The sequence below is a fragment of the Solemya elarraichensis gill symbiont genome, assembly GCF_002021095.1.
In the GTDB taxonomy this organism is placed as follows: domain Bacteria; phylum Pseudomonadota; class Gammaproteobacteria; order Chromatiales; family Chromatiaceae.
This window is the reverse complement of sequence record NZ_MPRK01000048.1, coordinates 1-9,527: the sequence shown is the minus strand read 5'-3', so window position 1 is coordinate 9,527 and position 9,527 is coordinate 1. Positions and strand designations below refer to the sequence as shown.

9 protein-coding genes and 1 tRNA gene are annotated in these 9,527 nt (G+C 54.0%); 9 read left to right on the top strand and 1 reads right to left on the bottom strand.

Going from position 1 to position 9,527, the window contains the following annotated elements:
- Positions 1 to 127: 127 nt before the first annotated feature.
- Positions 128 to 715: a 16S rRNA (guanine(966)-N(2))-methyltransferase RsmD gene (gene rsmD / locus BOW51_RS03885; RefSeq protein ID WP_174564727.1), complete on the top strand. Its 588-nt coding sequence runs from the start codon at positions 128 to 130 to the stop codon at positions 713 to 715.
- On the opposite strand, the gene glcF is transcribed toward rsmD, so the two are convergent.
- Entirely contained in the window at positions 679 to 1,890 is a 1,212-nt protein-coding gene (glcF, locus tag BOW51_RS03880) for a glycolate oxidase subunit GlcF (protein WP_078476529.1), read from the bottom strand. The two genes, rsmD and glcF, sit on opposite strands and share 37 nt — an antisense overlap.
- Positions 1,891 to 1,919: 29 nt before the next feature.
- Between glcF and BOW51_RS03875 the strand changes: the two genes are divergently transcribed.
- The 8 genes from BOW51_RS03875 to lon all read left to right on the top strand — a co-directional run.
- Positions 1,920 to 2,423, top strand: a complete 504-nt coding sequence (locus tag BOW51_RS03875; RefSeq protein WP_135568038.1) for a DUF4442 domain-containing protein — start codon at positions 1,920 to 1,922, stop codon at positions 2,421 to 2,423.
- Between the two features lie 48 nt (positions 2,424 to 2,471).
- On the top strand, positions 2,472 to 2,912 hold the full coding sequence (locus tag BOW51_RS03870; RefSeq protein ID WP_078476528.1) for a tetratricopeptide repeat protein: 441 nt from the start codon (positions 2,472 to 2,474) through the stop codon (positions 2,910 to 2,912).
- A 55-nt stretch (positions 2,913 to 2,967) separates the two neighbouring features.
- Positions 2,968 to 3,876, top strand: a complete 909-nt coding sequence (prmB, locus tag BOW51_RS03865) for a 50S ribosomal protein L3 N(5)-glutamine methyltransferase (protein ID WP_078476527.1) — start codon at positions 2,968 to 2,970, stop codon at positions 3,874 to 3,876.
- Positions 3,877 to 4,056: 180 nt separating this feature from the next.
- A tRNA-Leu gene (locus BOW51_RS03860) sits at positions 4,057 to 4,141 on the top strand.
- Positions 4,142 to 4,204: 63 nt separating this feature from the next.
- Positions 4,205 to 5,497: a trigger factor gene (gene tig / locus BOW51_RS03855; RefSeq protein WP_078476526.1), complete on the top strand. Its 1,293-nt coding sequence runs from the start codon at positions 4,205 to 4,207 to the stop codon at positions 5,495 to 5,497.
- 30 nt (positions 5,498 to 5,527) lie between these two features.
- Positions 5,528 to 6,157: an ATP-dependent Clp endopeptidase proteolytic subunit ClpP gene (gene clpP / locus BOW51_RS03850; RefSeq protein ID WP_078476525.1), complete on the top strand. Its 630-nt coding sequence runs from the start codon at positions 5,528 to 5,530 to the stop codon at positions 6,155 to 6,157.
- Positions 6,158 to 6,368: 211 nt separating this feature from the next.
- On the top strand, positions 6,369 to 7,646 hold the full coding sequence (clpX, locus tag BOW51_RS03845) for an ATP-dependent Clp protease ATP-binding subunit ClpX (RefSeq protein WP_078476524.1): 1,278 nt from the start codon (positions 6,369 to 6,371) through the stop codon (positions 7,644 to 7,646).
- 77 nt (positions 7,647 to 7,723) lie between these two features.
- A partial coding sequence (gene lon / locus BOW51_RS03840; RefSeq protein ID WP_078476523.1) for an endopeptidase La occupies positions 7,724 to 9,527 on the top strand: 1,804 nt, incomplete at its 3' end.

Below are 9,527 nucleotides of genomic sequence, written 5' to 3'. Positions count from 1 at the left end.
ACAGTCACTGCTGAACAGATTCATTCAGCCTTCAAGCGCCGTATTCATCCGGATAATCTTGCCACTGTTCTGGTTGGCAATAGTAGCGAAAACGACAGTCCGGCAGAGAAGCAGGAGTAATCAGCCAGTGGGCGGGCGAAACAAAAACAGCCTGCGCATTATTGGTGGTGAACATCGTGGCCGGCGTCTGCAGTTCGTTGCCCCTGAAGGGCTGCGGCCAACCACAGACCGGGTGCGTGAGACCCTCTTCAACTGGCTGCAGAATCGCATCCAGGGTGCGCGGGTACTCGACCTGTTCGCCGGTTCCGGGGCGTTGGGGTTCGAGGCTGCATCACGCGGTGCCCGGGAGGTCATGCTGGTAGAGATGAATCGCCATGTGTGCGAGGTGCTGCGACAGAATGCAGCGCTGCTCGACTCGCCGGATGTAGACATCAAGGTGCAGCAGCGCGATGCCCGCAAGTTCCTGCAGCAGTCGGACAGCAACAGTTTTGATATCGTCTTTCTCGATCCGCCTTTCAGGAAAAACCTGCTGCAGCCGGTAATCGAACTGCTCGAGTCAGATGGCTGGCTGGCTGATGATGCCCTGATCTACATTGAGCAGGGTAGTGACGAGGCCGAGGCGCAGCTGCCATCCAACTGGCAGCCGCTGAAAGAGAAGAGCGCCGGGCAGGTACGCTATCAACTGATAGAGCGGGCTACTAACGTTAGCCAGTGAATGACGGGTAGATCACTCTTCTCACTGAGATGAGTCATACAGCCGATATTGGCTGTCGCGATGGCGCTGGTACCGGGCTGCTGAAGCTGTTCAAGCTTGCGTTCGCGAAGTTCTGACGAGATTGCCGGCTGGAACAGTGAATAGGTTCCTGCCGAACCGCAGCACAGGTGTGCATCGTTGAATGGCAGGAGTTCATAGCCAAGTGCCGTCAGTACCTTTTCTACATTCCCCTTGATTTTCATGCCGTGCTGCTGTGTGCAGGGGGGATGGTAAACGACTGTTTCTCCCTTGCCGGGTTGTCCTTCAAAACTGTCGAGTGATTTCTCGATCACTTCAACCGGATCCGATGCCAGTTCGCTGACGCGTTTGGCTTTTTCACTGTAGGCTTCGTTGTGACGCAATAGCCAGTCATACTCCTTGAGCGTAACGCCACAGCCGCTGGCGGTGCTGATGATCGCCTCGATACCATCCTCAATCATTGGCCATACCAGGTCGATGGTCTCGATCGCCATTTTCTCTGCACGCGCCTCGTCTGTGAGATGAGCAGGCAGTGCGCCACAGCAGCTGTTACGAACTGGTACTGTTTCGATGCCGGCGCGTTCGAGCACCACAGCGAGGGAGATATCAATGTCAGGTGCCAACGTCGGCTGTACACAGCCGCTAAGCACGGCAACCTTGCGCTGATGGCTAGATGTTGGCCAGCTCATGGTCGATTTTGTTGATTTCGGTAGTTTGCCACTCAGTTTTTTCGGCAGCATGAAACTGAAGAGTGTGCCCAGTTTTGCGGCAGGGACGAAACGTGCTGGATAGGGCAGAACATTGAGCATCAGCTTGCGTAGCAGTTTATCCGGTGCGGAGCGTGTATCTTCCACCAGGTTCCGGCCGATATCGAGCAGACGCGCATAGTCGACACCCGATGGGCAGGTGCTCTCGCAGCTGCGGCAGGTGAGGCAGCGGTCGAGGTGCACGCGCACTGTGCGTGTCGCCTGTGCGCCTTCTAGAATCTGCTTGATCTGGTAAATACGACCGCGCGGACCGTCGAGTTCGTCGCCTAAAAGCTGGTATGTTGGGCAGGTGGCTGTACAAAAACCACAGTGCACACAGGTGCGCAGGATGCGTCCTGCCTCCTCGCCATCTTTGGTTCCGAGATATGTTTCACTGATTTCTGTCTGCATGGATGCGATTCTGCCATTAAAATAGACGCATGAATATGATTTATAAGATTGTTAAACGATCAGGTCTGCTTTCGCGTGAGCGCCGACTTGAATTCTATCCTCCTTTCAGGGCGATGCGCATCCGCGTATTGCGTATGGAAAATGATGGCCGCGAACTGGTGATCCGTTTACCGTTGAACAGTTTCAACCGTAATCCAGGCGGGGGTATGTTCGGCGGCGCTATGGCATCATTGGCAGATCCGATCGCCGCGCTGATGTGCGCGAACATCTTTCCCGGAAACGCGGTATGGACACGGCACATGGAGATTGACTTCATTCACGAAGGCCGCACTGACCTGGAGTTGCGCTTCTCTATGGATGAAGATCAAGAAAATGTCATCAGCAAGACGCTTGAATCGAAGGGCCGTGCAACACCGGTTTTCGAATATGGCTTTTACGATGAGCGCGGTCGAATGTGCGCTAAAGTCATTAACCGCGTTGCGATCCGGCCAAATGGCTACAAAAAGGGCGACGGCGCGCTGGGTAAAGGATAACGGCTCCCCTGAGCCCGGTAATACAGAATTTAAGAGGAACACAACAGCATGAGTGAACAACATCTGGATATGGATCTTTCAAGCGGGATTGCCGCTTTTGAGTCCAAGCACTTCAATTCTGCCGCGCCCTTACTGGCCCCGCTGGCGGAAGAGGGCAATCCCGAGGCGCAGTATCGCATGGCGATTATGGCGCAGAACGGCCTCGGCATGGTGGAGAATGAGCTGCTTGCATACAAGTATATGAAAGCTGCGGCAGAGAGCGGCATGGGTATCGCCCAGCATGGCCTTGCTTTTATGTACATGGAAGGCGAGTGTGTCGAGAAGAATGGCGAGAAGGCGATCGAATGGTTCAAAAAGGCTGCTGATCAGGGGCTTGTCGGCTCAATGACCACGCTGGCGATGATGTACCAGGAGGGCAGGGGTGTGCCAAAGGACGAGGAAGAGGCAAAAAAATGGTACAAGCTGGCCGGTTTTGACGAATTTGCCTGAATTCGCCCCGTGAATCGACTAACATGGGTTCCCCTGTTTTCTCGTAACTGATGTGATGACCGCAACTACTTCCGACCCGCAACAACAATTGCAGACCCTGCGTGACTGGGTGCGCTGGGGCGCTTCCCTGTTCATGGCCAAGGGTATTTTTTACGGTCATGGTACAGATAACGCACTCGATGAGTCACTGGCGCTGGTGCTGCACGCAGTTGGACTGGACCATACTCTGCCGGAGCCTTTTCTCGATACACGCGTGACCACTGCCGAAGCGCAGAAGGTCGAAACTTTGCTGCAGCGCCGTGTTGATGAGCGGGTGCCTCTCGCTTACCTGATTGGCCAGGCACTGTTTGCCGGATACAACTTTATCGTCACCCCGGACGTGCTGGTACCGCGCTCGCCGATTGCGGAACTGATTCTCGATGCCTTCCAGCCGTGGGTCGACCCCGATTCCCTTGAGCACGTGCTTGATCTGTGCACCGGTAGTGGCTGCATCGGCATCGCCACTGCATTGCAACTTCCCGACACGGAGGTCGATCTTGCCGACATCTCGCCAGCGGCGCTGAAGATCGCGAAGCAGAATATTGAACGCCATTGGCTCGGTGAGCGGGTCAGGGCGGTTGAGTCCGACCTGTTTGACGGGCTCGGTGGCAAGCAGTACAACCTGATTGTCAGTAACCCCCCCTACGTCAGCAGTGACGAGTATGCAGCCCTGCCGGGTGAATACCATAGTGAGCCAAAGCTCGGACTCGAAGCGGGAGCAGACGGGCTCGATATCGTCAGAAGAATCCTCTCACAGGCGCATGATCACCTGCTGCCAGGCGGTGTGCTGATCGTTGAAGTCGGCTCGGCTACCGGTGCGCTGGTCGAGGCATTCCCGGAGTTGCCGTTCGTGTGGTTGGAGTTCGAATACGGTGGCGACGGTGTGTTCCTGTTGAATAAGGCAGATTTAGCTGATTTTGGGTAGTCAAGTGAGGGCGTGTCATTGCTCAGGCAGATCAACGAAACCCACCGCAAGGGACTCGATGTTGACGGGGGCGAATCGGCCCGTTTGAAAATAGGCATTTCAAACAGAGTGCATTTGTCGCTATAATCCGCGGTTCTCTTTTCAGAGTGCCTGTATTTCAGGGTGCTTCTGTGAGCGATTGCGAAAGTGGCGGAATTGGTAGACGCGCTGGATTTAGGTTCCTGTGCCGCAAGGCGTGAGAGTTCGAGTCTCTCCTTTCGCACCATATTTTATACGACTACTATTTTGATATTGATGACAGGCAGTGAGACTGCCGGAGAGATGACCCATGCAAGTTTCCGTTGAAACACTCGAAGGCCTTCAGCGCCGCGTCACTGTTGAGCTTCCTGCCGAGCAGGTCAACCAGGCTGTTGAAAAGAAGCTGCAAGAGATTGCCAAAACTGTCCGCCTCGACGGTTTTCGTCCTGGCAAGGTGCCGCTGAGCGTTGTACGCCAGCGTTTTGGCCAGTCAGCAAGACAGGAAGCATGGGGCGACCTGATCCAGCACTCATACTACGATGCTGTCACCCAGGAGGGCTTGCGCCCGGCCGGTGATCCCAGCATTGATGACATCAAGGATGAAGGCGAAGGTTTTACCTATGTTGCCAATATCGAAGTGATGCCTGAGGTCAAGATCAATCAGATGAGTGATGCATCGGTTGGGATTATCGATGCTGAAGTAACCGATGCTGATGTTGATACCATGATTGACAAACTGCGTCAGCAGCGTGCGGCTTTCGACACGGTTGAGCGTGCAGCTGCAGATGGCGACCAGGTCACTATCAGCTTCGTCGGCAAGGTTGACGGAGAAGAGTTCGAAGGTGGTGCGGCAGAGAGCGTCCCTCTTGTACTTGGTTCCGGCAGCATGATCGAGGGTTTCGAAGCCGGTATTCTCGGTGCCAGTGCTGGTGATGAGCGCACGATTGAAGTCACATTCCCGGATGACTACCAGGCAGAGCATCTTGCAGGCAAGCCGGCAGTATTCGATATTACTGTCCAGTCTGTCGCCGAGCAGATATTGCCCGAAATTGACGAGGATTTCGTCAAGGCATTTGGTATCGAGGATGGCAGCGTAGACTCTTTCCGTAAGGATATCCGCGACAACATGGAGCGCGAACTTACACAGAAGATCAAGCAGAAGAATAAGGAAACGATTATGGACGTGCTACTCGAGCAGCATGAGATGGCCGTTCCTTCAGCAATGATTGAAGATGAAGTCAAGCGCATGATGGAAGAGACCAAGCAGAACATGCAGCAGCAGGGCGCAGCACAGGGCGGCTTTGATCTGCCGATCGACCTCTTCAAGGAGCAGGCTGAGCGACGTGTCAAGCTGGGCATGCTGGTTTCTGAAATCATGAGTCAGAACAGCCTCAGCGCAGATGATGACCGTATCCGCGAGACTGTCGAGCTCTACGCTAGCTCCTACGAGAAGCCTGAAGAGGTTATTGAGTGGTACTATGGCAGCCCTGAGCGACTCGATCCGGTCAAGAACCTCGTTCTCGAAGACCAGGTTGTCGACTGGCTGCTGGAACAGATGCAGGTCGAGAACAAGACCTCATCATTCGACGAGCTATCTGCATAAACAGTCAATACCACAGGGGTGGAAACAGGCATGAGTGATAATCATAACAACGGCGCACTGGAAACCAGCAATATCGGACTTGTTCCGATGGTTGTCGAACAGACATCCAGGGGCGAACGTGCCTATGATATCTACTCCAGGCTGCTGAAAGAGCGGGTTATTTTCGTTGTCGGTCCGATCGAGGACCACATGGCTAACCTGATCGTCGCACAGCTGTTGTTTCTCGAGTCCGAGAATCCTGACAAGGATATCCACCTCTACATCAACTCTCCTGGCGGGTCTGTCACTGCCGGACTGGCAATCTACGACACCATGCAGTTCATCAAGCCGCATGTCAGTACCATGTGTATTGGCCAGGCTGCGAGCATGGGTGCTGTATTGCTGGCCGCAGGTGAGGCGGGCAAACGCTACTGTTTGCCGCATTCGCGTACCATGATCCACCAGCCGCTGGGCGGCTACCAGGGCCAGGCGACTGATATCGAAATTCATGCCAAGGAGATTCTCCTGGTGCGTGAAAAGCTCAACCAGATTCTTGCGCATCATACTGGCCAGACGATGGATAAAATTGGCGAGGATACCGAGCGCGATAACTTCATGAGCGCCGAGGAATCAGTTGAATACGGCCTGATTGACCAGGTTCTCAACGAACGTCCTGCCTGACAAAAATAGCGTCACCCCGGGCTTGATCCGGGATCCATCATGAACAGCGCACGCACTCCTGGATGCCGGCTCAAGGCCAGCATCACTATGGGAGACTGCCCCATTATCTTGTAATTCCCTGCAAAACGGACGGATAGCCAACTGTTTGCCTTCCGCAAAGAATGGGATAAGATGCTTTTTATATGATTAATTTACCAAAGCTGTTGATTGAATGAGTGACGACAAAACAAAATCTGGCGACGACAAGCTTCTCTACTGCTCTTTTTGTGGAAAGAGTCAGCACGAGGTGCGTAAACTGATAGCCGGGCCTTCCGTATTTGTTTGTGATGAGTGCGTTGAACTCTGCAACGACATTATTCGTGAAGAGATGCAGGAAGCGGCATCTGAAGAATCAGAATCGCTGCCCAAGCCCTATGAACTGAATTCACGACTCGACGAGTACGTTATCGGCCAGGCACGAGCCAAAAAAGTACTCTCTGTAGCGGTCTACAACCACTACAAGCGCCTCAACGCGGAAGTTAAAGAGGGCGAGGTCGAAATTACCAAGAGCAATATTCTGCTCATCGGTCCTACCGGTTCAGGCAAAACACTGCTTGCCGAGACGCTTGCGCGCCTGCTCAATGTGCCTTTCACGATTGCAGACGCGACAACGCTGACCGAGGCTGGCTATGTTGGTGAAGATGTCGAGAACATCATTCAGAAACTGCTGCAGAAGTGCGACTATGATGTCGACAAGGCGCAGTCCGGTATCGTCTATATCGATGAAATTGACAAGATTTCACGCAAATCCGACAATCCTTCGATCACCCGCGATGTCTCCGGTGAAGGCGTACAGCAGGCACTGCTGAAGCTGATTGAAGGCACGGTGGCATCTGTACCTCCCCAGGGTGGACGCAAGCACCCCCAGCAAGAGTTTCTGCAGGTTGATACCTCGAATATCCTGTTTATCGTCGGCGGCGCCTTTTCCGGCCTCGAGAAAGTGATTCGTGACCGTTCCGAGAAGGGCGGCATCGGATTCTCTGCAGACGTTCGCAGCAAGGACGAGGAGCGCAATCTTGGTGAGGTTTTCTCCGATGTCGAGGCGGAAGACCTGATCAAGTACGGCCTGATCCCTGAATTTGTCGGCCGTTTGCCGGTGGTTGCCACGCTTGAGGAACTTGACGAGGAAGCCCTGGTGCGGATTCTGACCGAGCCGAAAAATGCGTTGACCAAGCAGTACGGAAAACTTTTCGAGATGGAAGGATGCGAACTCGAAGTGCGTCCGGACGCCCTGCACGCGATTGCACGCAAGGCGATGGAGCGTAAAACAGGCGCGCGTGGATTGCGCACAATTCTCGAGCAAATCCTGCTCGATACCATGTACGACATCCCCTCCATGGATAACGTCAGTAAAGTCGTGGTTGATGAAGCGGTTGTTTCCGGCGACACTGACCCCTATATAATTATCGAGGGCGGTGACAGCCAGGTAGCAGCATCTGCGGATGCCTGACAACCAGGGTCTAGCCAATCTCCCCCCGATTCAATTCTCCCCGCTAAAGGGGAGAAACTGCATTAGCCGAGGTGCACATGGCAGGACAAAGTTCCAAGAAAGAGATTACAGAGATTCCGGCGGATGTCGCGGTACTGCCGCTACGTGACGTTGTTGTCTATCCGCACATGGTAATCCCGCTTTTCGTGGGGCGCGAAAAATCGATTCGCGCACTCGATTATGCAACCCGAAATGATCAGCCGATCCTGCTCGTTGCCCAGCGCGACGCCGACCTAGAGGATCCGCAGGTCGAACAGCTCTACCAGATTGGTACATTGGCCAACATACTGCAGCTGCTGAAGCTGCCTGACGGTACCGTCAAGGTTCTGGTTGAGGGCGTGTTCCGCGTCAACGTCGGAGAATTCACAGATACGGAAGAGTTTTTCCGCGCATCCCCCACGGCTGTCAAAGAGCAGCTGACAATCGATGAGCAGGAGATGGAAGTGCTGATGCGTTCAGCAACTTCACTGTTCGACGACTACGTTAAGCTCAACAAGAAAGTTCCACCGGAGGTGCTGACGTCACTGGCGAGCATTGACGATCCAAGTCGCCTCGTAGATACCATGGCAGCGCACATGGCGCTGAAACTCGACGAGAAGCAGCAGGTTCTCGAAATCTCCAACATCCAGCTTCGTCTTGAGCACCTGATGGGGCTGATGGAAGGCGAAAATGACGTACTGCAGCTCGAGAAGCGCATCCGTGGTCGCGTCAAGCAGCAGATGGAGAAGAATCAGCGTGAGTACTATCTGAATGAGCAGATGAAGGCGATTCAGAAAGAGCTCGGCGAGATGGAAGATGCACCTAACGAAATAGAGGAGCTCACCGACCGCATCGAGAAGGCAGGAATGCCGAAAGAGGTGAAGGAGAAGGCGATCACCGAGCTTAACAAGCTCAAGATGATGTCGCCAATGTCGGCGGAAGCGACAGTTGTACGCAATTACCTCGACACCCTGACAGATGTTCCGTGGAAAAAACGCACCCGCATCAAGAATGATATCGGTGTGGCTGAAGAGGTTCTGGATGCTGATCACTATGGCCTGGAGAAGGTCAAGGAACGCATTCTAGAGTATCTCGCCGTGCAGCAACGTGTACGCAAGCTGAAGGGCCCGATTCTCTGTCTTGTCGGTCCTCCCGGCGTGGGCAAGACCTCGCTTGGCCAGTCGATTGCACGCTCAACCGGACGCAAGTTTGTTCGCATGGCGCTCGGTGGCGTACGTGACGAGGCTGAGATACGTGGTCACAGGCGCACCTATATCGGCGCACTGCCGGGCAAGATTGTGCAGAACCTGAGTCGTGTCGGAACCAAGAACCCATTCTTCCTGCTCGATGAAATCGACAAGATGGCGATGGACTTCCGTGGCGATCCAGCCTCTGCGCTGCTTGAAGTACTCGACCCTGAACAAAACCACACCTTCCAGGATCACTATCTCGAAGTTGATGTCGATCTCTCCGAAGTGATGTTCGTTGCCACAGCAAACAGTATGAACATTCCGCCGGCGCTGCTTGATCGTATGGAGGTGATTCGTCTTTCCGGCTATACGGAAGATGAGAAGGTCAATATTGCGCAGAACTATCTCGTCGAGAAGCAGAAAGAGAACAACGGTCTGAAGACAGATGAACTCGCCATTACCGAGGCGACATTACGTGACATCGTGCGCTACTACACGCGCGAGGCCGGTGTACGTAACCTCGAGCGAGAAATTGCCAAAATCTGCCGCAAGGTGGTCAAGGATCTATTGCTGAAGAAAACCAGGTCGAAGAAGGTCAAGGTGACACCAGCGCAGCTTGAAAAGTACCTGGGCGTTAAACGCTTCAGCTTTGGTGTGGCGTATGAAAATGACC